22 protein-coding genes are annotated in these 23833 nt (G+C 34.7%); 7 read left to right on the top strand and 15 right to left on the bottom strand.

Annotated features, from left to right (window positions below; all coding sequences use genetic code 11):
- Positions 1-34: 34 nt before the first annotated feature.
- From D2K60_RS13320 to D2K60_RS13310, 3 genes are read right to left on the bottom strand one after another with little or no spacing between them, the layout of a single operon-like run.
- Positions 35-1060: a Gfo/Idh/MocA family protein gene (locus tag D2K60_RS13320; protein ID WP_117169938.1), complete on the bottom strand. Its 1026-nt coding sequence runs from the start codon at positions 1058-1060 to the stop codon at positions 35-37.
- A 22-nt stretch (positions 1061-1082) separates the two neighbouring features.
- Positions 1083-1805 (bottom strand): ThuA domain-containing protein, encoded by a 723-nt coding sequence (locus D2K60_RS13315; protein WP_117169939.1) that lies wholly within the window; start codon positions 1803-1805, stop codon positions 1083-1085.
- Positions 1806-1835: 30 nt separating this feature from the next.
- A complete protein-coding gene (locus D2K60_RS13310; protein WP_117169940.1) occupies positions 1836-2864 on the bottom strand; it encodes a Gfo/Idh/MocA family protein in 1029 nt (342 codons plus the stop codon).
- Between the two features lie 193 nt (positions 2865-3057).
- On the opposite strand from D2K60_RS13310, the gene D2K60_RS13305 reads away from it, so the two are divergent.
- On the top strand, positions 3058-3822 hold the full coding sequence (locus tag D2K60_RS13305) for an AraC family transcriptional regulator (RefSeq protein WP_117169941.1): 765 nt from the start codon (positions 3058-3060) through the stop codon (positions 3820-3822).
- On the opposite strand, the gene D2K60_RS13300 is transcribed toward D2K60_RS13305, so the two are convergent.
- Positions 3773-4702: an AraC family transcriptional regulator gene (locus D2K60_RS13300; RefSeq protein ID WP_162880750.1), complete on the bottom strand. Its 930-nt coding sequence runs from the start codon at positions 4700-4702 to the stop codon at positions 3773-3775. The two genes, D2K60_RS13305 and D2K60_RS13300, sit on opposite strands and share 50 nt — an antisense overlap.
- A gap of 158 nt (positions 4703-4860) precedes the next feature.
- On the opposite strand from D2K60_RS13300, the gene yicI reads away from it, so the two are divergent.
- The 4 genes from yicI (at position 4861) to D2K60_RS13280 (ending at position 10384) form a co-directional block, all read left to right on the top strand.
- A complete protein-coding gene (yicI, locus tag D2K60_RS13295) occupies positions 4861-7173 on the top strand; it encodes an alpha-xylosidase (RefSeq protein WP_117169943.1) in 2313 nt (770 codons plus the stop codon).
- 181 nt (positions 7174-7354) lie between these two features.
- Entirely contained in the window at positions 7355-8632 is a 1278-nt protein-coding gene (locus D2K60_RS13290) for an ABC transporter substrate-binding protein (protein ID WP_117169944.1), read from the top strand.
- A 64-nt stretch (positions 8633-8696) separates the two neighbouring features.
- Entirely contained in the window at positions 8697-9563 is an 867-nt protein-coding gene (locus D2K60_RS13285; protein ID WP_240335293.1) for a carbohydrate ABC transporter permease, read from the top strand.
- Complete coding sequence (locus tag D2K60_RS13280) at positions 9563-10384, top strand: carbohydrate ABC transporter permease (protein WP_117169945.1); 822 nt, start codon at positions 9563-9565, stop codon at positions 10382-10384. The genes D2K60_RS13285 and D2K60_RS13280 overlap by 1 nt, the downstream gene beginning before the upstream one ends.
- A gap of 63 nt (positions 10385-10447) precedes the next feature.
- On the opposite strand, the gene D2K60_RS13275 is transcribed toward D2K60_RS13280, so the two are convergent.
- The 6 genes from D2K60_RS13275 to D2K60_RS13250 form a co-directional block, all read right to left on the bottom strand.
- The gene (locus D2K60_RS13275) at positions 10448-12112 is read right to left on the bottom strand and encodes a glycoside hydrolase family 13 protein (RefSeq protein WP_117169946.1); all 1665 of its coding nucleotides are present in this window, start codon (positions 12110-12112) and stop codon (positions 10448-10450) included.
- Positions 12113-12210: 98 nt separating this feature from the next.
- The gene (locus D2K60_RS13270; RefSeq protein WP_117169947.1) at positions 12211-12879 is read right to left on the bottom strand and encodes a YesL family protein; all 669 of its coding nucleotides are present in this window, start codon (positions 12877-12879) and stop codon (positions 12211-12213) included.
- A gap of 108 nt (positions 12880-12987) precedes the next feature.
- Positions 12988-14004 carry a LacI family DNA-binding transcriptional regulator gene (locus D2K60_RS13265; RefSeq protein ID WP_117169948.1) on the bottom strand — a complete coding sequence of 339 codons (1017 nt, stop codon included), beginning with the start codon at positions 14002-14004 and terminating at the stop codon, positions 12988-12990.
- 44 nt (positions 14005-14048) lie between these two features.
- The gene (locus tag D2K60_RS13260; RefSeq protein WP_117169949.1) at positions 14049-14864 is read right to left on the bottom strand and encodes a carbohydrate ABC transporter permease; all 816 of its coding nucleotides are present in this window, start codon (positions 14862-14864) and stop codon (positions 14049-14051) included.
- Positions 14864-15724 carry a carbohydrate ABC transporter permease gene (locus D2K60_RS13255; protein WP_117169950.1) on the bottom strand — a complete coding sequence of 287 codons (861 nt, stop codon included), beginning with the start codon at positions 15722-15724 and terminating at the stop codon, positions 14864-14866. The genes D2K60_RS13260 and D2K60_RS13255 overlap by 1 nt, the downstream gene beginning before the upstream one ends.
- A 69-nt stretch (positions 15725-15793) precedes the next feature.
- Positions 15794-17089: an ABC transporter substrate-binding protein gene (locus D2K60_RS13250; RefSeq protein ID WP_117169951.1), complete on the bottom strand. Its 1296-nt coding sequence runs from the start codon at positions 17087-17089 to the stop codon at positions 15794-15796.
- 416 nt (positions 17090-17505) lie between these two features.
- Here D2K60_RS13250 and D2K60_RS13245 point away from each other — a divergent pair, with 416 nt between their 5' ends.
- The gene (locus tag D2K60_RS13245; protein WP_117169952.1) at positions 17506-18807 is read left to right on the top strand and encodes a lysine N(6)-hydroxylase/L-ornithine N(5)-oxygenase family protein; all 1302 of its coding nucleotides are present in this window, start codon (positions 17506-17508) and stop codon (positions 18805-18807) included.
- Positions 18808-18908: 101 nt separating this feature from the next.
- Here the strand turns inward: D2K60_RS13245 and D2K60_RS13240 are convergent, their stop codons facing one another.
- A complete protein-coding gene (locus tag D2K60_RS13240) occupies positions 18909-19325 on the bottom strand; it encodes a DUF4395 domain-containing protein (protein WP_117169953.1) in 417 nt (138 codons plus the stop codon).
- A 101-nt stretch (positions 19326-19426) separates the two neighbouring features.
- On the bottom strand, positions 19427-20488 hold the full coding sequence (rlmN, locus tag D2K60_RS13235; protein WP_117169954.1) for a dual-specificity RNA methyltransferase RlmN: 1062 nt from the start codon (positions 20486-20488) through the stop codon (positions 19427-19429).
- A gap of 298 nt (positions 20489-20786) precedes the next feature.
- Here rlmN and D2K60_RS13230 point away from each other — a divergent pair, with 298 nt between their 5' ends.
- Positions 20787-20987, top strand: a complete 201-nt coding sequence (locus D2K60_RS13230) for a cold-shock protein (RefSeq protein ID WP_112180617.1) — start codon at positions 20787-20789, stop codon at positions 20985-20987.
- Between the two features lie 60 nt (positions 20988-21047).
- On the opposite strand, the gene D2K60_RS13225 is transcribed toward D2K60_RS13230, so the two are convergent.
- The 3 genes from D2K60_RS13225 to D2K60_RS13215 form a co-directional block, all read right to left on the bottom strand.
- Positions 21048-21674, bottom strand: a complete 627-nt coding sequence (locus tag D2K60_RS13225) for a PepSY domain-containing protein (protein ID WP_117169955.1) — start codon at positions 21672-21674, stop codon at positions 21048-21050.
- A gap of 91 nt (positions 21675-21765) precedes the next feature.
- On the bottom strand, positions 21766-23115 hold the full coding sequence (locus D2K60_RS13220) for a sensor histidine kinase (protein WP_117169956.1): 1350 nt from the start codon (positions 23113-23115) through the stop codon (positions 21766-21768).
- Positions 23112-23801 carry a response regulator transcription factor gene (locus tag D2K60_RS13215; RefSeq protein ID WP_117169957.1) on the bottom strand — a complete coding sequence of 230 codons (690 nt, stop codon included), beginning with the start codon at positions 23799-23801 and terminating at the stop codon, positions 23112-23114. The genes D2K60_RS13220 and D2K60_RS13215 overlap by 4 nt, the downstream gene beginning before the upstream one ends.
- Between the last annotated feature and the right edge of the window lie 32 nt (positions 23802-23833).

Genomic DNA, 23833 nt, shown 5'->3' with positions numbered 1-23833 from the left:
ATGACGATAAATCGGTATTATGAAATTGATTAATCTATATCTTAATTACACGCTTCGTTTCACTAGATTCAAGTGCTGCTAGAATGACATTTAGTGATTTCAAACCTTCTTCTCCATTTATAAGTGGCTCTTTGTTCTCTACAATAGATGTTATAAAATGATCGATTACATGAGTTGTTTTCTGTCCACCGGCATCGTTTGATTGAATTTTACCAAGTTGATAGTTAACCGTATTGCCGTTTGTATATTGCACAATAAGTCCGTAATCCGGGTCATCTTCTAAACGCAGCACAGCCTTTTCCCCATAAATAATCGTCGAATTATCTTCTTTAGCATTATAAGCCCAACTCGCTGTTAACGTACCGATCAGACCACTTTCTGCTCGCAAAATACAAACGGCATTATCATCAACCGTTATCTTTTCTTTTGCATTTGTCTCAACAATAGCAGACACTTCGGTAAACTCTTCGCCTAACAGATAGCGCATTAAATCAGCCTTATGCACACCTAAATCTCCCATTGCCCCAATAAATGCTTCTTCTTTTTTAAAAAACCAACTGTCCGCTCCATCTGCACTCCACTTTTCTGGTCCGCCATGTCCAAAGGTTGTGCGAAAACTATAAATTTTCCCTAGTTCATTCTTTTCAATCAATTCTTTAGCTTTTACGTGTGACGCAACAAAACGTTGATTATGTCCTATCATTAATTTTTTATTAGTATCTTGAGCAGCACCAATCATATCTTCTGCTTCTTTTTGTGACGTTGCCATTGGTTTCTCACATAAGACATGACACCCTGCTTTTAATGCGTCAATCGAAACGGGTGCATGTAAATAGTTTGGTAGACAAACACTTACGGCATCTATTTTTTCCTCTTTTAATAGTGTTTTATAATCTGTATAATACACAGCACCATATTTTTCTCCTGTTTCCTTTGCTCTCGCTTCAACAATGTCGCATACTGCAACAATAGCAACACCTGTATGACTATGATATTCTCCGAGATGGCGGTTTTGGGCGATACTTCCACAACCAATGACTGCAATACGTAACTTTTCCAAGATATCTACTCCTTTACAATCTTTATTTTTCCGAAATATCTTCAATAGGTTTAGCGTTTCCATAAATCGGTGTAGGAGTTTCAGTTGGACTAACCCATTTCACACCATTTTTAATGACCGTTTGAATTTCTTTGTTATGATACGTTGGATACGTTTCATGACCAGGACGGAAATAAAAGATTTTTCCCTTTCCACGCTGATACGTCGCACCACTACGAAACACTTCGCCACCTTCAAACCAACTAATAAAAACAAGTTGATCCGGTGTCGGGATATCAAAATGTTCGCCGTACATTTCTTCTTTCTCTAGTTCAATATATTCACCAATACCCGTGGTAATCGGATGACTCGGGTCAACTACCCATAATCGTTCTTTTTCATCGGCTTCACGCCATTTAAGATCACAGGTCGTTCCCATAAGTTTCTTGAAAATTTTTGAAAAGTGTCCAGAATGTAAGACGACTAATCCCATACCTTCTAAAACACGTTTGTGTACTTTTTCAACAATAGCATCTTGTACTTCATCATGTGCTTTGTGTCCCCACCAAACGAGTACATCTGTATCCTTTAATACTTCATCTGTCAGGCCATGCTCAGCTTCATCTAATGTCGCAGTTTTCACCTCAACTGTATCTTCCTTTTCCAAAAAGTCCGCTATTGCCCCATGGATTCCTTTTGGATAAATATCTGAAACGACTGGATTTGTTTTTTCATGACGATTTTCATTCCATACAACTACTTGCATGTTACTCCCTCCTTCTATAAAGTTATCTTATTAAAAATTTATTCGCTCTTTTTTCTTCCCGGATTCATATACTGCTGCGATCATCTGTTGTGTTTTTAGAGCCTCAGCTCCAGAAATTGTAGGTGTTTTATTATCACGTAGCGAATCATAGAAATTATTTATCTGTTTCACATGACTTACGCCCCAGTATCCTTTCGCACCAGAATCATAATCGAATGTTTCTAATGGATTATTATCGGCAATGAATTCCCTACCGTCATTTAGCGTGACAACTGCTCTATCTGCAACCATCTTTGCAATGCCTTTTTCACAATGAAGTTCAATCTCCACTGGTGCATCGTACGTATAATAATTAATCGCATGAAAAGCAGTAATAACACCATTTTTATATGCGATAACACCCTCAGCAGCATCTTCAACCTCGATAATCTCGTGCGCTCGATTACTTATCGATGCATCAACATACTTCAACTCACTATCTACAAACCAACGCATCAAATCCATGGTGTGGATTGCTTGATCAATGATCACACCCCCACCTTCCATATCCCAGGTTCCCTTCCAATCACTATTTTGATAGTAAGCATCCGAACGGTCCCAAGTAACAGATAATTTACCTGCTTTTATTTCGCCAAGTTCGCCATTAACTAACATGCTTTTGATCAATTTAGAACCTGGGTTGTAACGATTTTGAAAAATAACACCCAGTGTCACATTTTCTGCTCTTGCTGTTTCTACCATTTCTACAGCATCTTCGTATTTAATTGCCATTGGTTTTTCTGTTAAAATAGCAATCTTCTGTTTTGCAGCTTCAATTGCTACTGGTGCATGTAAATGGTGTGGCAAACAAATATGAATTACATCCAACTTTTCCACTTTAAACATTTGATTAAAGTCAGTGTAAAATGCACAATTATGTTGGTCTGCTTTTTCCTTTGCCCTATCTTCTTTACTGTCACAAACAGCTACTATCTCCGCATCCTCTCTATCCTTAATTGATTGGGCATGCATTGGGAAGATGTTACCGCAGCCTATTATTCCTACACGTAATTGCTTCATTTTAACTCCTCCTTTTACCTTAATTAAATACAGCGCTTTCAAACTAACTAATATACCTTTTCTTATTACAAAATAAAATAGCATTCATACTTACTTAACTATATCTATCATATCTTATCTGTTTTAGCATGCATATAAATGATATAATCAAAACATGCATTATCTTGCTATCAAATGAAAAGAGGAATCTGAAATGGAAATTAGTTATTGTGGGTATGCCTATCATACAAATGGTTATTTTGCGACACATAAAAATGGATTGGATTCTTATTTGTTTCGTTTACAAACAGAGGGAGTGAGCAAAGCCATTGTTAAGAAGGATGAACTGGCTGTTGAAAAAGGGGATCTCTTACTTGTTGCACCTGGTGAATTCTATCAATTATCAATTCCAGAAGGCCAAGCAAGCGGTGACTTCCATCTCATTTTTGATGGCGATTGGATGAATGAATGGTGGGATCGTTCCATAAAACCATCGATGGTGCGAATTGAGCTAGATGATAAAATCATGTCACTCTGGCGTTATTTAGCTGCAGAAAAGCGCAGACCAATCTCAGATAAAAATGAAGAATTAATGAGCAATTTAACAAGAAGCCTCTGCCTCTTAATTGAAAGAGCAATTGAAGATCGCTCTTCTTATGCAAGACCTTTTGTTGTCACTAAAATGATGCGCTATATTGAAGAAAATGCCACAAACGGTTTTTCTATTCAAGCTATTTCCGATCATATTGAATTAAGTGTTTCACGTTCTGCTCATTTATTTAAACAATATGTTAACAAAACGATAATGGGATATGCACAGGAAATCCGTTTATCGGCTGCGATTGATCAAATGAAATACACATCGATGACGTTAGAGCATATTGCACAGAACTGTGGCTTTGGCACTTACCCCTACTTTCATCGTGTTTTCAAGAAGGCATATGGGGTTTCTCCCGGTGTTTATCGTCGAGGAGATTAACGCTTGACATATGCTTTCTTTTATAAGCTATCGGTGTACAACCCTTATGCTTTTTAAATAGACGAATAAAATAACTTTGATTAGTAAAACCAACGTCCATTGCGATATCTATCATTTTTCTATCTGTCTTTTGTAACAATTTACAAGCATTACTTATTCTTATTTTATTTATATATTCCATCGGTGTCATTCGAACTAAAGACTTAAAAAACCTACTAAAGTGACCTTCACTCATTTGAACTTCTGTAGCTAAATCCATTACAGTCAGTTTATGACTATGATTTTTATTTATATATATTAGAACAGACTTTAGTAAAGCAATTTTATTCGAATCTTTTAAACTTATTTGATCATTATGCTTCCAGACTTGTTTTTCAAACATTTCAGCAAATAATAAAAATAAATAGCCCTTTATTACAAGTTCCAAACTAGGATTTTCATTTATGTAGGCGTCTATTAACTTGTTTAATATGCACAACATCTCCCCACCATTTTCATCTGGTTCCAGCCTAACAGAAGTTGAAATAGTTGGATTTTCTAATTGCTCTAAATAATTAGATTCCATCCGATCGTAACTAAAACTTCTTAATAAATCAAAATGAAAAACGATTGCACGGAGTTTAAATGGCATGTTGTCTATCGGGAAGGCGCCATGTAACTGACCAGTTGGTATATAGCACGCATGTCCTTTTCTTAAGGTATGATTTTCCGTTCCAATCTGTAAATTAATTATGCCTTCTTCAACATAAATGAACTCCAATTCATGATGCCAATGCACATTAAAAATGGCATCTCCATCTAGATAATCAACTGTGTATACCCGAAATGGAAACATCTTGTCTCCATGTACCCTATCCTCTAACAACATAAATTTATCCATATACATCTCTCCTTTTGATCATTATATCAGAATTGTGTTATTAAATATTAGAATAGTGCAATAAATAGCAATGAAATATCAATATAATTATAATTAGAAAGTAAACAAAATGGTTTAGCAAAGAATCAGACAATTAATGAATGAATGGAGTGTCAAGAATGAAATTCACTGATGGATACTGGCTTACAAAAGAAGGCTTTACAATTAATCATCCGCATACTATTCGTGATACATCTTCAACGAAGGACACATTAACGTTGTATGCACCTTGTAAACCTATCAATGATAGAGGTGATACATTAAACACCGCTTCCCTTACGATTGAATTATCTTCACCGTTAGAAGATGTCATAAAAGTTAAAGCGTGGCACCATAAAGGAACAAGAAACAAAACGCCTAACTTTGCACTACGTAATGATTCGATTCCATTGCAATTTACTGATAACGGAGAAGAAACCGTTTTTGCGAGTGGTAATATGAAAGTTACTGTTATTCGAGACCCTTTTACAATTCAATTTTACAATAATGAAAAAAAACTCACACAGTTAGATGCAAAAGGAATTGCATGGATTCAAGGACCAGAGAAGGAAAGTTATATCCGTAGTCAATTGAACATCAATGTCGGTGAATATATTTATGGATTAGGTGAACGCTTTACCCCTTTTGTGAAAAACGGGCAAGTAGTTGATATATGGAATGAAGATGGTGGAACAAGTTCAGAGCAAGCCTATAAAAATATCCCTTTCTACCTAAGCAATCGGGGTTATGGTGTATTGGTTAATCACCCGGAAAATGTTAGCTTTGAAGTTGGTGCTGAGGCAGTTTCCAAAACACAGTTTAGCGTGGAAGGTGAAATGTTAGAGTATTATATTGTAAGCGGTACCAATCCTAAAGATGTATTAACCAATTATACACAACTAGCTGGTAAACCAGCACTACCACCTGCATGGTCTTTTGGTTTATGGCTCTCTACTTCATTTACAACAGATTATAATGAAGAAACAGTCAACCACTTTATTGATGGAATGGCAGAACGTGATATTCCATTAAGCGTTTTTCACTTTGATTGTTTTTGGATGAAAGAATTTGAATGGAGTAATTTTAAATGGGATGAGGATGCTTTTCCAGATCCTGAATCAATGTTACAGCGTTTAAAAGCAAAAGGGTTAAAGATTTGCGTATGGATTAATCCGTACATTGCAGAAAAATCGATACTGTTTGATGAAGCAGCAGACCAAGGTTACCTAATCAAAAGGGAAAATGACGATGTATGGCAATGGGATTTATGGCAGGCTGGAATGGGAATTGTTGATTTCACAAACCCTGCTGCTTGTAGATGGTATCAGTCAAAACTAAAAGAGCTGTTAGATATGGGAGTAGATTGCTTCAAAACTGATTTTGGTGAAAGAATACCGACGGACGTTGCTTATTTTGATGGTTCTGATCCAGATCGGATGCACAATTATTATTCCTATAAATATAACGAAGTAGTATTTGATTTATTAAAGAAAGAAAAAGGCGAACAAGAAGCAGTTGTTTTTGCAAGATCTGCTACTGTCGGAAGCCAAAAATTCCCTGTACACTGGGGTGGTGATTGTGATGCAACATATGAATCAATGGCAGAAAGTCTACGTGGAGGTTTATCCCTAGCACTATCTGGTTTCGGTTATTGGAGTCACGACATTGGTGGATTTGAAAATACCGCAAGTCCAGATTTATTTAAACGGTGGACAGCATTTGGCCTTTTATCCAGTCACAGTCGTTTACATGGTAGCTCCTCTTATCGTGTCCCGTGGCTTTATGATGAAGAAGCTGTTGCGGTAACCAAACACTTTGCTAAATTAAAAAATAGACTTATGCCTTACATTTATCGTACATCCGTTGACAATCACCTAACAGGTGTACCAGTAATGCGGCCTATGTTGTTAGATTTTCCAGAAGATCCAAATACACATGTACTTGATCGACAATATATGTTTGGTAATGCACTATTAGTCGCACCTATCTTTAATGAAGAAGGTGTCGGTACGTATTATTTACCTAATGGAAACTGGACACATTTATTAACTGGGAACGTAGTAAAAGGTGGATCATGGAAAAGCGAAAAGTGTACCTACCTTGATATGCCTATATTCGTTAAAGAAAATACGATCTTAGCATTAGGAGAGAATCATGATCGACCAGATTATGAATTTGCTGAAAATGTTACTTTTGCAATTTATCAACTACAAGATAACGTACTAGCAGAAACTTCTGTAACTACGCTCGATGGTAAGAATGTTGGGCATATCACAGCTATTAAAAATGGTAACCATATCGGTATTGAGACGTATATGACAGCATCTCCTTATTCCATTCTGCTTAAAGGGTATAACACCGTTAGCACCATTTCAAGTGGACAGTTAGAAACAGACTCAGGTGAAGTGAAGATTAACCTTCAAGGTTCACATAAATTAGACATTGTATTGTAAATCTTTTTTAGCTTACGTATGAAAGGTTATTTCTTTTAATATATTGAGGTGGTGATGAATTTCCTTACATGTGCAGAATTGATTTAAATTGTAGGTCAAGTTTTCATTCTTATTCATGTAGAAACAGTTTTATACAGCCATTTAACATTTAAAAAGCAATTACTTTTAGGAGGGTTTTACTATGAGAAGAAGATTAATAGGATTATTTTTCATATTAACAGTTTTTTTACTAATAGGTGCTGCTTGTTCATCAGGCGGTGAGGGCACTAATGGTGATCAGGTAGAATTATCTATTTTTAATATTAAAGTAGAAACAAAAGATCAACTAGAGGGTATGATTGCAAAATATGAAGAAGAGAATCCTGATGTAAAAATTAACTTAACGACCGTTGGCGGTGGACAAGATGCAACATCAGCATTACAAGCAAAATTCTCTTCAAATGATGAACCTAATATCTTTTTACTAGGTGGATTGTCTGATGCCGCAAAGTATCAAGATTACTTAATCGATGTATCTGAAATGGAATCCGCTAAGACTGCAATCGACGGTACATTAGAGGGTGCAACGCTAGATGGTACGCCTTATGGAATACCGTTAAATATAGAAGGTTATAGTTGGATGATTAATAAAGACATATTTAATCAAGCTGGTATAGATCCAGAGAGCATAGGTTCATATCAAGACTTTGTCGAGGCTGTGGAGACAATCGATAGTCAAAAAGAAGAACTTGGTTTAGAGTCCGTATTCGCTTTTAGTGGAAAAGAAGATTGGGTTGTAAGTCAATTTTCAAGTCATTTTACCTCACCTGAATTCAATAATAGTGTAATAGACGCTTATGCATCTGAAGAATTAGAATTAGAGTATGGCAGTAGAATGCAGGAATATACTGACTTATTCAATCAATACAACGCACAGCCAATATTATCGCTCGATTATAGTACGTCCGTGGAAGAAATGTTTGCTGGTGGCCAAGTTGCAATTATACACCAAGGTAACTGGATCATCCCTTCCCTAGACAGTCTAGATGAGAGCTTCGCAAGTGAAAAGCTTGGTATCTTACCAATGTATGTAGAGGATGATTCTGAAGGTAAAATTATTGCTGGTCCTTCTTGGTTCTGGGGAATAAACGGCGACAAAGAAGAAGCATCTGTTGAAGAATCCAAAAAATTTATGGATTGGATGTACACATCTGATTATGGTAAAGAAAAAATTATAAGTGATTTTAAATATATACCTGCACATGAAGGCTATGATACTGACGCAATAGCAGACGATGTCTCTAAAACGATTTATGAAATGTTAATGAACGGGGAAACTGGAATTTGGGCAAATAACCAATATCCAGATGGATTCTTCTCGACAGCTCTATTCCCAGATTTCCAAAGATATCTAAATGGTGATATCACATGGGAGGACTTTGAAGAAGTAACAAAAGAAAACTATTCTAAGATGAGATAAACAAAACTGTAGAGTCGAACGAATATTTTCGACTCTACAGTTTAAATAGAAAGGTAGGATATACGTGACTTTCAAAAAAAGTTCTTATTGGATGTTTTTAATTCCTTGTTTAGTAGCAATTACAATTGTAATTATCATCCCGTTTATTCAAGGTATCTACTACTCTTTTACAGAATATAACGGTTTTCAAGTTGCTGCCTTCATTGGATTAGACAACTATACAAGATTAATAAATGATAACCAATTTTGGGATAGTATGCTCTTTACAGCAGGTTTTTCTATAGCATCAGTAATCGGAATTAATGCACTTGGACTTGGTTTTGCATTATTAGTCACGCAAAAGTTTGGAAAACTAACCAGTACCTTATTTCGGACCATTTACTTTATGCCAAATTTAATTGGTGGTATCATTTTAGGTTTTATCTGGCAGTTTATCTTTTTAAAGGCTTTTGAAAGTATAGCAGATATTACAGGGATTGATGTATTTAATGGCTGGTTATCTGATACAAATACTGGTTTTTGGGGTTTAGTTATCTTATTTACATGGCAAATGAGTGGCTATATAATGGTCATTTATATCTCATTTTTGAATAACGTACCAGAAGAATTATTAGAAGCTTCGACGATCGATGGTGCAAATGCTTGGCAAAAATTTTGGAAGATTAAATTTCCTTTAGTTGCGCCGGCTTTCACGATTAGTATGTTCTTGACACTTTCAAATGCCTTTAAAGTGTACGATCAAAATATGGCATTAACTGCTGGTGGTCCCTTTAGCTCGACTGAAATGGCGACAATGAACATTTATAATACAGCTTTTAAAATTCAGGAAATGGGTTATGCCCAAGCTAAAGCTGTTATCTTTTTGATCATTATTACAATAATATCTGTTTTACAAATTTATATTACACGTAAAAGAGAGGTCGATTTGTAATGAAACAGCAGAAGCTATCAGTATATATCTACTTATTTCTAGGCTTTATAACTTCCGTAATTTGGATTTACCCATTTTATTTAGTAATCGTAAACTCTTTTAAATCAAAAGGAGAAATCTTCACGAATACGTTAGGATTACCTAAAGACGGAACAGTAGCAAATTATCCAGAAGCTTTTATGCAACTTGATTTTGTAAGAAGCTTTTTAAACTCTGTGTTTATCACTGGTTTTAGTATATTGTTAATCGTTGTTTTTGCTTCAATGGCAGCATATGCACTATCAAGAAGGAAAACGAAAACGAGTACCGTTATATACTTTTTCTTTGCTATACTGATGTTAGTGCCTTTCCAAGCAATTATGATCCCTTTAGTATCCATTTTCGGTTCATTTGATATGTTAAATCGTTTTGGAATCTCTATTATGTATTTGGGATTGGGGTCAAGTTTAGCCGTTTTCCTCTTCTTCGGGGCACTGAGAGGTATACCTACATCGCTTGATGAAGCAGCTATTATTGATGGATGTAATCGATTTCAAGTATATCGCTATATAATACTACCAATGTTACGTCCTACAACTGTTACGGTCATCGTATTAAATGCAATCTGGTTTTGGAATGATTATCTCTTGCCTTCATTAGTAATAAACAAAGAAGGTATGTACACGATTCCTTTAAAAACTTTTTATTTCTTTGGTGAATATTCGACACAATGGCATTTAGCATTAGCTGCATTAGTGTTAGCGATTATTCCGATAATTATCTTATATATGTTTTTACAAAAATATATTATTAAAGGGATTGCAGATGGTGCTGTTAAATAAAGCAATTAGATTAGCTAAATCAGTAAAAGGATCTATCCTACTCTGGATAGATCCTTTTACTGTTTAATTTAAGTGATATACTCTTGCTTCATAAGGTCGTAACGATAAAATATTAGCATTACTTTCCTTTACCTTATAGTTGTGAAGCAGTAATGATCGTTGTTTATTTTTAAATTCATCTGGTAATGTGATTGTTGTTTCTATTTCAAATAAATTTACAACAATCAGTACCGTATCATTATCTTGTTTTCTAGTATATGCATAAACGTGATCGTGCTCTTTTGCTACTAAATCATAGCTACCATACACTAACGTCTCACTAGATCGGCGTAGTGAAATCAATTTCTTATAATAATGATAGATTGAGTTTGGATCTGCTAGATTTTGTTCGACATTTATGTCTGGATAATTCGGATTAACATTAAGCCATGGCTTCCTTGTTGTGAAACCAGCATTATCCTCACTAGACCATTGCATCGGTGTACGTGAATTATCACGACCACTCTTCCAAATGACTTCCATTACTTCTTGATGCGATTTTCCTTCTTTTCGTTCCTTTTTATAGAGATTCTTTATTGCTACATCGTTATAATCATCAATCGAATCAAACTGAACATTTGTCATGCCTATTTCTTGTCCTTGATAGATAAACGGCGTGCCTTGCATGAGGAAATATAGAGTTGCCAAAGCCTTTGCTGAAGTTTGACGCAAATTCGTATCATTTCCCCATGTGGAGACTGATCTTGGCTGATCATGGTTTTCTAAAAATAGCGCATTCCAGCCAACGCCATCAAGACCTTTTTGCCATTTGGTTAGCGTTTCTTTTAAAGCATGAATATCCAAGCCATTTGATGCACCTTTACCCCATAAATCTAAATGTTCAAATTGAAAAATCATGTTGAAGTAGCCTTTATCTTCACCAACCCATTGATCAGCATCTTCTACTTTCACGCCATTGGCTTCCCCGACTGTCATGACGTCATAACGATGCAGGGTTTTTTCTGCGAATTCACTAAGAAATGTATCAATACCTGGACGGTTCATATGACCTTTAAATGACGGAACATATTTCGTTTTATCTGGGTTAGGCATATCTGGATACCCTTCAACTTTTTTGATATGAGAAATAGCATCGACTCTGAAACCATCTATCCCTTTATCAAGCCACCAGTTAACCATCTTGTATAATTCCTGTCTTACCGTTGGATTTTCCCAATTTAAATCTGGCTGTTTTCGAGAGAATACATGCAGGAAGTATTCGTTTGTTTTTTCATCGTATTCCCAGGCAGATCCATTAAAAATCGATTCCCAATTATTTGGTTCATTTCCCTTCTCACCTTTTTTCCAGATATAATAATCACGATAAGCATTATTTTTAGAAGAACGTGATTCAATAAACCACGGATGTTCATCAGACGTATGATTTATGACTAAGTCCATAATTATTTTCATCCCACGTTTATGTGCCTCTTCTAATAATTGATCAAAGTCCTCCATTGTTCCGAACTCATCCATAATATCCTGATAATCACTTATATCGTAACCGTTATCATCATTTGGCGATTGATAAATTGGACTCATCCAAATTACATCAATCCCTAGATTTTTTAAATAATCAAGCTTTTGAATGGCACCTTGAATATCTCCAATACCATCACCATTTGAATCCTTGAAGCTCCTCGGATAAACCTGATAGGCTACTGCTTCTTTCCACCACTTTTTAATCATGATCGGTCCCCCTCATATCTTTTATCTCTCGTTATATACTTTCTTTAACTGTAAAGCTATTGATTGAATCATTTCTGTTTTTTGGTGATAGAGTTACGTTAGTTAGTTAATTTGATATATAGACGGTAAAATGCTGCGAATGAAATAAAAGCAATTAAACTACCAGTAAAGAATACTAGTAAAAACAGCATGCCATTTATACTCACATATAAAATAATTAAACTAGTAACTAGTACCGCTATAAAAAGAATTGGACTGCCTAATGTTAGTGAAAGTGAATTTTTAAACACCGCTCTTAATTTAATGTCATAGTGTACAAGTACAGAGAAAAATACAAGTGTGTAAACATATAACACAATTCCAAATAGGATAAATGTGAAAAATAAAATAACATTTTCTTGCTGGAAGAAGTAAAAATCAACTACTAATACTGTCCAAACCAACGTTAATACTAAACCACTAATTAAGCTATTTTTATAGTTCGCTCGGTAATATTTCCAATAACTAAAAATTAGAAACTTCTGCTCCTTTTCCATAATCCAATCCCTTACCATTGCAAACATCGCTGTTGTTGCGGGAAAGAACAGAAATGGTGCAAGAATTATGATTGGAATAAAAGCAAAAACTGGCGAAACTCCTTCTGCATAGATTGCACTTACTAGTAACAAAACAATTGGTAAATTAAAGGCTAGCCACAATAGATTTACAACGGAAAATCGCATTATCCATTCTGTCATTCTGAAAAGTCCGCTCATCATTGTATTCATTACATCTCTACTCCTTTAATTATCTAAAATTGTTCTTCGTTACATAGCAATTTTTATGCAAATAATAGGCAAACGTTTGCTTAATCCATTAAAAAAAATCGCTTCATTTTATATAGTAGTCGTGGAATCTCTTATCTCTATCTTAGTTGGTATAATGATACTTTTAGCATATGTTGATGGTTCCTTTATCTCCTCTATCAGACAACGTGCAGCTTCATAACCAAGCTGAAAAACATTCGTATCAACCGAAGTTAAGCTAGGATTTGCTAAATGTGCAATCATGGTATTATTAAAACTGATCAAACTAATGTCTTCTGGAACTCGGACATTCATTTTTCGTAATACAGACATAATGTGCAAGGAAGCTAAATCATCTGTTCCTATAATAGCAGTTGGTCTATCCGGTAACGCTAATAATTCAGACATAATTATTTCTATCGAATCCAAACTTGGTGCCTCTTTAATATAAGCTTCATTCAACAAATCTATATGTGATTTCATTGCTTCTCGATAACCACTTAATCTTGAAATTGCCACTTCAAATTCATTATCTCCACCAATAAATGCAATCTTCTCATGTCCTAATTTGATTAGGTATTCTGTTGCATCTTTTGCTGCTTGCACATTATCATTATTGACGTACATGATTTCGTTTGTGTGTACAACCGGCTTACCTACTACTACAAAGGGAATACCACGTTTTAATAAATAGGGAACAACCTTGTCATTCGCTTTAGAATATGTGACTACCATACCATCAACACGTTTACCCTGTACCATCTTCTCTACATCGTGAAAAATCGCTTCTTCAGTATCGCCAGTAGTAATACTAATATTAAAGTCTTGCTTGTTTGCATAAGAACTAATTCCTTGTAATACTACTGGAAAAAACGGATCATGTAGGGACTCAATCGTTGAGTTTTTCATTACAATTCCAATAGTTTGTGTCGACTGTTGTACTAAGACTCGAGCATTCAAGTTAATATAATAACCCATTTCTTCCATTACTTTACGTACTTTTCGTTTTGTTTTATCACTAATATTGGGACTATCTGAAATAACACGTGAAACCGTTGATGTTGCTACATTTGCCTCTTTAGCTACATCTTTTATTGTAACTGCCATCTCTCCACCTACTTTATGCTACTAAATTCAATTAGTTAATACTATTATTTTACAGCACCTTCAGCTACTCCTGCAATAATTTGTTTCTGAGCAAAGAAATAACCAATGACTACTGGGATAATTGCTATCGTTAAACCAGCTAATGCTAAATGCCATTGTTTCGTATACTGCCCAAAGAAATAAAACATTTTTAGTGGTATCGTCGCATTACTATCACTTAATACAAGAGATGGTAATAGATAGTCATTCCAGATCCATATTACATTTAAAATCCCAACTGTCATCGAGATTGGTTTTAATAATGGAAAGATAATGTAACGGAATGTTTGAAATTTATTTGCACCATCGATAATCGCTGCCTCATCAAGTGAGCGTGAAATTCCAGTCATCGCTCCATGGTATAAGAAAATGGATAAACTTGATCCAAAACCTAAATACATGAAAATAAGACCATAACGATTTAGTAATTCAACTTTACCGAATAATGCCACTAATGGTATCATAACAGACTGGAATGGGATTAACATTGCACCAACGAACAGCATTAAAATAAGTGCACTTAACTTACTTTTATTTCGCGCTAGCGCGTAGCCCGCCATAGAAGAGAAAAATACAATAATGGTAATACTTACACCTGTAACAATTAGTGAATTCAGCAAAGAGTTGATAAAGTCTAAATCAATAAATGCCTCAACAAAGTTCGTTGTTTCTAGACCTTCTGGTAAACCTAAAACATCAGTAAAAATTTCTCTTTTTGATTTAAATGCATTAACTAGCATTAAATAGAACGGGGAAATCCAGATTAAACCAAGTAATACGGCTAATATTTCTCCAAGATATTTTTTTCTCTTATCCTTCATTACATGTCAACCTCCCGTTTCTTGTTGTAGTATACTTGCGTTAATGATATTACTGCTACGATAATGAAAAATATCACTGCTTTAGCCTGTCCATAAGCCATTTCATTAGCACCAAATGCCGTTCTAACAATATTCATTGCCACCATTTGCGTTGATTCAAAAGGGCCACCACCCGTTAATGATAAGTTTTGATCATACATTTTAAACGATGTTGATAACGTTAAAAACATACTAACTGTAAAAGCTGGCGCGACTAACGGAAATATAATACTTCGAAAACGTTGGAAACTATTAGCACCATCAATTTTGGATGATTCTATTAATTCGTTTGGAATGTTTTGTAAATACGCAATATAAATGATCATGATATAACCGGACATTTGCCATACTGTTAAGATAACTAAGCCCCAAAAACCAGTACCAGTTGTTGATAACCAACCTTGTAAACTTTCAATTCCTAGTAATTGACCTGCATCATCAAATACACTAACGAAAATAAACTGCCAGATAAACCCTAAAATTAAACCACCAATTAAGTTAGGCATGAAAAAGATGGTCCGTAAAAAGTTAGCTGATTTTAATTTTCTTGTCACAAGTAACGCTAAGCCCATACCAAAGAAATTAAGCAAAAATATCGTTACTACCGAAAATTTTATCGTGAACCAAATCGAGTTTAAAAAACCCTTATCTTGAAACAAATTAATATAATGTTCAAATCCGATAAACTTATTTGCTGTTAAGCCATTCCAATCTGTAAAGGAATATATCGTACCGTATAGTAATGGGACAATTACAACTAATCCTAAACCTAATAAAACAGGCGTTAAAAATAACCAAAAAGCTAGATCACGATTCCGCACCTTGATCCCCTCCATTTATGAAAATATCAAGCGATGCGTAAACATCGCTTGATTCTATATGTTAGTTACTTATCTCTTTTCTTCCCATTTCGCAATTGAATCTTCAATTACTTCTTCCCATGTCATGTCATCAGCTAAATAGCGTTGCATGTTTGACCCCATTACGTCTGTTCCCCATGGGTTACTTGGGTATCCACCGAAGATCCATCCAATTGTATTACCTGCTTCAGAATACGTATAGACATCTTTTGATAGTGGATCAGTGATTAGGTCAGTATCATAACCTTCATAAGCAGGAATGAACTTAAAGTCTTCTATTACGGATCTCTTACCTTCTTCAGATGTATACATCCAATCTAAGAAATCTTTTGATGCTTGAATTTCTGCATCTGTTCCTTCATTATTTACTGCCCAGTTATTTGGTACACCAACTGGAAGACGTCCTTCTAATCCCTCAACTGGAATTGGTAACATACCAATATTCTGAGCTAACTCTTCATCCATTTGTTGAACAGAAGGATAAACCCAGTTACCTTGTTGAATGATTGCTACACGCTCAAGTGAAAAGTTCTCTTCGACTTGTTGTGAATAATCAAGACTAAGCACAGGTCCAACTGAATATTCTGCTTGCAAATCAAGAAAACGTTTCATCTCGTCTCCTCTTTCAAATGTTACTGTTTCTGCATTAAACGCTTCCATAATATCGTGATTGAATTCAGGTGCTAAGAATGCATTTGCTAAATGGTCACCCATAACCCATGCTTCTTTACCAGGTAATGCAAATACACCTTCTAAATCTAATTCTTCTTTCATACTATCTATTGTTTTCACTGCTTCTTCTAAATCTTCAAAAGTTAATATTTCTTCTGCATTAATACCAGCTTCTTCAAAAATACGTTTATTATAAACTAAACCATAACCTTCCTGATTAAATGGCAGACCAAGAATTTGATCACCATCTGTAACTGCTGTCAATGTACCTTCTAGAGCTGCTTGAGCTGCTGCTGTGTCAGAAAGATCTGTTAAGTATTCCTTGTAATCGATTACATCTTGTGGCCCAGTTACATTAAAAATATCTGGCGCATCACCAGAAGAAAATGCTGATTTTAGTACTGGAGCATAATCAGTTCCTCCACCTACAGTTTCAACTGTAATTGAAACATTTGGGTTTTCTTCTTCATACGTAGCAACTAATTCTTCAAATTGATCTTTAAACTCTACTTTCCCTTGGAATATCTCAATACTTACTTTATCTCCTTCTGCTGTGTCACTATCTTCTGAACTACTGTCGTCAGATCCGCAAGCTGCTAGCAATAAGCTTAAAACTAAAGCAAAAGATAAAAATAGAAATTTTTTGTTCTTCATTGTAAATCTCCCCTTTTCTATATAATAAAGAAAATGTTTTACAAATTAATGTAGTGGTTTGCTAATTACTTCATTTTCGAATTTAAGCAATCGTTTGCATTAACTTGTATAAACAAACAATACCATATGCTTTTTTATAAAGCAACCACTTTTTTAAAACAAATTAACCGCTTACATTATTTTAATGCAGGTTTTTATTACCATATGCTTTCATCTATTGATATGATTGAATCTACTCATTTATCACAATATCCCATCATTTAATGCTTTATATATATTAAAATAAAGCAAACGTGTGCACGAAACATTCAAACTTAAAGTAATGAGCAAGTTGCGTTATTATAATTCATTTAGATTGAGAGTATTACCTTTTGGGTATACAACACTATACTTATGAATGAAAGAAGGTTTTCCAGATGAAAACAACTACCTATGATTTTATTGGCATTGGTATCGGTCCCTATAATTTAGGCTTAGCAGCATTAATAGATGAACAAACAGAATTAAATGCGGTGTTTTTTGATCAAACCCAAGTATTTCATTGGCACCCTGGTATGCTCATCGATGGCACAGACTTACAAGTTTCGTTTCTTGCTGATCTGGTAACATTCGCTAATCCTAGAAGCCAGTATACATATATAAATTACTTGCACACACAAAATCGACTCTATCCCTTTTACTTTTTTCGAAAACTCGATATACCTAGGAAAGAGTATGATGCATATGGGCGATGGGTAGCTGAGCAATTACCGAATTGTTTTTTTCATTCTGAAGTGGTTGATGTAATCGATCATCACACACATTATGTTGTTAAAGTGAAGCATTGGGATGAGGAGCAAGTGAAGTGCTATCAAGCGAAACATGTTGTGTTAGGTACTGGAAGTAAACCACTTGAACTTGACGGCATGGAAAACTTGCCTTCAGAAGATGTATTTCATACGAATCATTATTTAAACCATAAAACAGAAACCCAAAAAGCAAAATCAATTACGATTATCGGTTCAGGTCAAAGCGCTGCAGAAGTTTTTTATGATTTGCTTCATGAACAAAAATTTCATCACTATCATCTCTCGTGGCTCACTCGCTCTACTGGTTTGTTTCAATTAGACGAATCTAAAATAGGACAGGAAGTATTCACCCCTGACTATGTTGATTATTTTCACGCCCTATCTTATAAAGAAAGATTGAAAGTATTAGAAGAACTTAGTCAGCTCCGTAAGGGTATTGACCAAACTACCTTACATAAAATTTATGAGCTACTCTATCACCAATCGGTCGGAGGAGAAAATCCAAACGTTACAATTCAGCCGTCTACGGAAGTAAAAGGTATCAAACCAAAAGAGAAAAACTATCAATTGCAGTGTCACCAATGGCAAGAGGATAAACAATTTCCACATACAAGTGATAAAATTATACTTGCTACAGGTTACAAACCCGATATACCAGACTGGTTCTTCAAACAATACAAAGATAAAATCATTTGGGAAGATGACTTAAATTACCAAGTAACAAGGGATTATCAACTCGTATTTAATGAAGATGAGCACCCTGCTCGCTTCTTTGTCTTAACAAATTTAGAGCATTCACATGGTACCGGCGCGACTAATTTAGGTTTAGCTGTCGATCGAAATATTAGCATTATTAATACGATAGCAGGCTGGGAAGTTTATCCGCTTATACGTAGAAATACATTTATCCAATTTAAAACCGACCAATAAAAATTGTACTGCTTTGGGAAAAACATGTGAAAGAAGAGATCAAATCACTTTTGATTTGGTCTCTTCTGATTAAACTTGGATATTGTTCAATGTTGTGTCAATTATGCAGACTGTTTTTTTGTACGGTTATATTTCCACATCATATAGCGGTAGCGAATCGTACAACCAATGCAGTAACCCATTAAAGCAATCCCTGCGGCTAATACAACCATAACACTAAAGATATAGCCTAAAACATTTAAATTAAGAGCAAAAAATAATAGCGATAACCCTAAACAAATTGTTGCGATCCATTGATTAAACAGTTGTTGATCCTTATCTTCTTTTTGATAACTGTTTATTGGTTTTTTTAAAAACCTTTTACCTAATAGAATGATTGGATTTTTCTTAGTTGATAACGTATATACACCTATTATAAATGGTATAAATAGAATTGGCTTTGCAAAGAGTAATGCGATTACTACGGTAATAACAATGAAAGATTGGTTTAATTGGACTAATGGTTTTGGAATAGTCATCTCTTCATCCCCTTTAAACTTATTATACACACTTGTTTAATCGGAATAAAGCATTATGATTTAAAAACCACACGTCTTATAATAAGACGTGTGGTTTTGAGTTAATTAGCCTTTTTCATTTGCTTACTACGTAATTGTCCACATGCTGCATCAATATCGGAACCTTGTTCAACACGTACACCACAATTGATTCCAGCATTTAATAGTGTTTCATAAAAGGAGACAATCGCATCCTTTTCACTACGGTCATATTGGTTATCCTCAACAGGGTTATACGGAATCAAATTCACATAGGATAGATGACGTTTATTTTTCAAGAGTTTTGCTAATTGGACAGCTTCTTCTTGATGATCATTTACATCTTTCAGTAAAATATATTCAAACGTAATCCGTCGATTCGTTTTCTCCAAATAATAATCAACTGCATCCATTAACTTAGCAAGTGGGAATGCTTTGTTAATTTTCATAATACGTGTACGCAATTCATCATTAGGAGCGTGTAAGGAAACAGCTAAGTTGACTTGGAAATTCTCATTCGCAAAGTCACGAATCTTATGTGCTAAACCACTTGTAGATAAAGTAATGTGTCTCGCACCAATTGATAGACCCTGTTGGTCATTCACAACACGTAAGAAATCCATTGTGTTAGCGTAATTATCAAACGGTTCGCCAATTCCCATAATAACAATATGGCTAACACGATCACCATTATTTAATTCATCTAAATGATGTTGCACTTTCATAATTTGTTCAACTATCTCCCCACCTGAGAGATCACGGTTTTTCGTTAGTAAACCACTTGCGCAAAATGTACAGCCAATATTACAGCCTACTTGTGTTGTTACACAAACAGATAAACCATAGGAAAAGCGCATTAATACCGTTTCAATTAAATTACCATCTCCCAGTTTAAATAAAAATTTGATTGTTCCATCTTTTGATTCAAGTTTTAAATCTTCTGTCAAAGATTCTATATAAAAATTAGCTTTTAATAAAGCAATACATTCTTCATTTAGATTTGTCATAGCTTCAAACGTTGTTACACGCTTTTTATACAACCAATCCCAAACTTGTGTTGCACGAAACTTTTTTTGACCATGGTCCATTAACCAGTCTGTAAGCTTATCTTGTGTCAATCCATAAATGGAATATTTGTCGCTCATAGTTACCCCTCTTTTAATCCTTATTAATAAAAAACTCCTTTATCTATACTACATACAATCATCCCATCTATCAAGTATTATAGCCAATTTAAGATTAATTTCTTTGTATTTTGAAAATTCCCTTTTAATTTTTTTTGGCAAAACGTTGCTTTTTGGAAAATCACTTGTTATAATGAACTTAGCTATTTTGTTCGACAAAACACTTCAAGTAACTAGCAACGTGAAAGTTTTCGTTTTGATGCATGAGCAAGAATAGTAATACATTGTGTGGACGATCCACACTAGGAGGAAAAGTAATATGGCACAAGGAACAGTAAAATGGTTTAACGCAGACAAAGGTTTTGGATTTATTGAAGTAGAAGGACAAGACGATGTATTCGTTCACTTCTCTGCAATTCAAGGCGAAGGCTTTAAGACACTTGAAGAGGGTCAAACTGTAACATTCGACATCGAAGAAGGCAACCGTGGACCACAAGCTGCTAACGTTGAAAAAAACTAATAACAGCTATTAAATAAAAAACGAACCAGATTAATCTGGTTCGTTTTTTTGTGTCTTACTTTAGTCATCGAGAGCCTCCATCGAAATTACAAGTACTTCACCTGTATATGCATCAATTTCGATATCAATCTCTTGGGTGGCGCTGTGCATTTCGATCTCATATACTGTGTAACCATCATCTTCATCTAGTTCTAAATCGACAATTGTACCTTCCGCTTCACTAGTTGCAATTTCTCGAGCTTCTGTTGTAGAAATAATCACATTCGATGTTTGGTTATTTTCTGTTTCTTCATCATCAGCTTCAGCATCATTACTTCTAGTTTCTGTTTGATCTTCGGATGATGATTGGTTGACTTTATCTCCTTCGTTACCAGTTGTTGCATTTGAAACAGTTTTTTCCTTTAACTCTAATACTTCTCCAGTATCAGCATCCAACTCTAAATCATAATATTTTCCTGTTCCTTTAATTTCAATTTCATACTTCTTACTGATTCCATCATCATCTAACTCAATGGAGACTACTTCTCCAGGATACTGTGTAGTTGCTTTATTTTCAGCTTGTTCCATTGATAGCTTCGCATCCGCACTTGTGACATTAACTTGGTAAACAACTAACCCGATTATCACAATTAAGCCAATACTTAAAATGGATAACCACTGTTTTTTTGTTCCCTTAACTTTTTTCATAATTACTTCCTCCTCTTAACTGAATATCTTAAGTATACAAAATTAAGATTAGAGAATCTTTAAAGAAAGATTAGAATTTGATGAGAAAGTTCTATTTAAATGGCAACGTAAAAATAATAGTTGTCCCTTTATCTTGCTCACTTTCTGCATAAATTTCACCATCATGTGCTTGAATAATCATTTTTGCTATAGATAACCCTAGTCCTGTTCCGCCAGTTTCACTGTTTCGCGCTTTATCCAAGCGGTAAAAGCGATCAAATATTTTAATTAGTGATTCTTGTGGAATTGCTTGGCCTTTATTTTTCACAGAAATAACAATTTTATTTTTCTCCTTTTTAAGGATGACAGCTATCGGTCCATTACTATACTTTTGAGCATTATCAAGCAGTATATATAGTACTTGATTGATTTTTTCTTTATCACAGTATACAAGTACGTTCTGTTCATCCATCGTTAGCTTTATCTCCCGATTAAATGAAACACGAAACGTCTTTATTGTTTCTTTACAAAGAGAAATGATATTAGTTGGTTGTAGCGTAAGCTTAATAGCTTGATCTATTGAGGCTAATGACAGCATTTGATTCGTTAATGCTGTCATTCTTTTTATCTCAAATTGTATTGCTTCTATTGCTTCTTCAACTAATTCAGGTCTCTTTTTCCTTTGTCTTTCTAATAGCTGTGTATAGCTCGAAATTACTGCTAGTGGTGTTTTTAATTCATGTGAAGCATTTGATATAAATTGTTCTTGTTGTTCAAAATTTGCTTGTAGTCGATTAATCATTGCATTATATGCTTCCTCTAATTGATACAATTCATCTTTTGATTTCTTTTGATGCGTTATTTTTTCCCACGTACCATCCTGTTGATTCTTTTTCATTGATTCAATCAAAACGCGAATTGGTTTAACGACCAATTTACTAACCCATAAACCACCTAGCCATGCTGGTAAGATCATCAGTAGTGAAGCCACAAGTAAAACAATCCGTAATGTTTGCATTGTTTGCTCAACATATTCAATCGTTTCAATTACTTCTATCGTTACGACTTCACCCGTTTGCCAAATAAATGGTATAGATATAACTGCGTATGTATAATCATTATCGATTTCAATTATTTTTTTCTCTTCATTAGACTTAAAAGATGTTGCTATGTCTGTTAAATTTGTATCTTTCGTTACTGTTTGGATGACATCACCTTCCTGACTTATCACACGGATCATTCCACTTGCTGGAACGTATGCCTTTAATAATTCGGAAGCCTCTACTTGTTCATTCCCCTCTGCTAGAGCTTCTAAGATAACTGCAGCTTCACTATCAATTCGGTCTAGTTCTGCACTTACAACTGTATGTTGGAATAATAAATAAACTGCTGCATGAATGAATAACATGAAAATTAACAGGAGTACCGTCGCAACGAAGGTTATTTTTTTCTGCAAGGTCATGACTGTGGTTCCTTCAACATATATCCGATTCCACGAACAGTATGAATAAAGGATTGATTAAATGCTTTATCAATTTTTATACGTAAATATCTTATGTAAACATCGACAACATTTGTTTCTCCAATATACGCATAACCCCACACATGGTTTAGCAATTGTTCTCTACTTAGTGCTTGGTTATGATTTGTTGCTAAATAATCAAGCAAGTCAAATTCTCTTTTTGTCAATTCTATAGCGTTTGAGTCATAAAATACCTCTCGAGTAGTACGATCTATTACAAGCTTGTCAATTATAAGTTTATTGTCACGGTTTACTTCTATTTTTTTTCGCAACTGCACCCGCATTCTAGCTAACAATTCTTCAATCTGAAATGGTTTTGTAATGTAATCATTTGCCCCTAGATCAAGACCACTAACTTTATCATGGACCGCATCTCTTGCTGTTAACAATATAACTGGTGTGGTTGGATCCTTTTTTCGTAAGTGTCTTACAACCTCTAGACCGCTTAATTCTGGAAGCATAATATCTAATAAGATCAAATCAAACGTTTCGTTCTGTAATTTATCCAATGCAGCTCTTCCATCATATACAATCGTTGGTTGATAGTTTTCATATTCTAATTCTAATTGCAAAACACGTGCTAGCTTTTTTTCATCTTCTACAACCAAAATCTTAGTCAACGTCATCACCAGCTTTTCTGCTTTTTATTTATTTTAGC

Source organism: Paraliobacillus sediminis, assembly GCF_003426055.1.
Note: the sequence above shows the minus strand (reverse complement) of the source record. Positions and strands in the feature narration are given on the sequence as shown.

Coding starts and splice junctions, on each gene's coding strand:
- D2K60_RS13290 (WP_117169944.1), top strand. CDS start 7,355: ATGAGAAGAAGATTAATAGGATTATTTTTCATATTAACAGTTTTTTTA.
- D2K60_RS13220 (WP_117169956.1), bottom strand. CDS start 23,115: ATGACCTTGCAGAAAAAAATAACCTTCGTTGCGACGGTACTCCTGTTA.
- D2K60_RS13305 (WP_117169941.1), top strand. CDS start 3,058: ATGGAAATTAGTTATTGTGGGTATGCCTATCATACAAATGGTTATTTT.
- yicI (WP_117169943.1), top strand. CDS start 4,861: ATGAAATTCACTGATGGATACTGGCTTACAAAAGAAGGCTTTACAATT.
- D2K60_RS13230 (WP_112180617.1), top strand. CDS start 20,787: ATGGCACAAGGAACAGTAAAATGGTTTAACGCAGACAAAGGTTTTGGA.
- D2K60_RS13270 (WP_117169947.1), bottom strand. CDS start 12,879: ATGAATACAATGATGAGCGGACTTTTCAGAATGACAGAATGGATAATG.
- D2K60_RS13240 (WP_117169953.1), bottom strand. CDS start 19,325: ATGACTATTCCAAAACCATTAGTCCAATTAAACCAATCTTTCATTGTT.
- D2K60_RS13215 (WP_117169957.1), bottom strand. CDS start 23,801: ATGACGTTGACTAAGATTTTGGTTGTAGAAGATGAAAAAAAGCTAGCA.
- D2K60_RS13310 (WP_117169940.1), bottom strand. CDS start 2,864: ATGAAGCAATTACGTGTAGGAATAATAGGCTGCGGTAACATCTTCCCA.
- D2K60_RS13265 (WP_117169948.1), bottom strand. CDS start 14,004: ATGGCAGTTACAATAAAAGATGTAGCTAAAGAGGCAAATGTAGCAACA.
- D2K60_RS13225 (WP_117169955.1), bottom strand. CDS start 21,674: ATGAAAAAAGTTAAGGGAACAAAAAAACAGTGGTTATCCATTTTAAGT.
- D2K60_RS13315 (WP_117169939.1), bottom strand. CDS start 1,805: ATGCAAGTAGTTGTATGGAATGAAAATCGTCATGAAAAAACAAATCCA.
- D2K60_RS13260 (WP_117169949.1), bottom strand. CDS start 14,864: ATGAAGGATAAGAGAAAAAAATATCTTGGAGAAATATTAGCCGTATTA.
- D2K60_RS13300 (WP_162880750.1), bottom strand. CDS start 4,702: ATGGATAAATTTATGTTGTTAGAGGATAGGGTACATGGAGACAAGATG.
- D2K60_RS13245 (WP_117169952.1), top strand. CDS start 17,506: ATGAAAACAACTACCTATGATTTTATTGGCATTGGTATCGGTCCCTAT.
- D2K60_RS13275 (WP_117169946.1), bottom strand. CDS start 12,112: ATGATTAAAAAGTGGTGGAAAGAAGCAGTAGCCTATCAGGTTTATCCG.
- D2K60_RS13250 (WP_117169951.1), bottom strand. CDS start 17,089: ATGAAGAACAAAAAATTTCTATTTTTATCTTTTGCTTTAGTTTTAAGC.
- rlmN (WP_117169954.1), bottom strand. CDS start 20,488: ATGAGCGACAAATATTCCATTTATGGATTGACACAAGATAAGCTTACA.
- D2K60_RS13280 (WP_117169945.1), top strand. CDS start 9,563: ATGAAACAGCAGAAGCTATCAGTATATATCTACTTATTTCTAGGCTTT.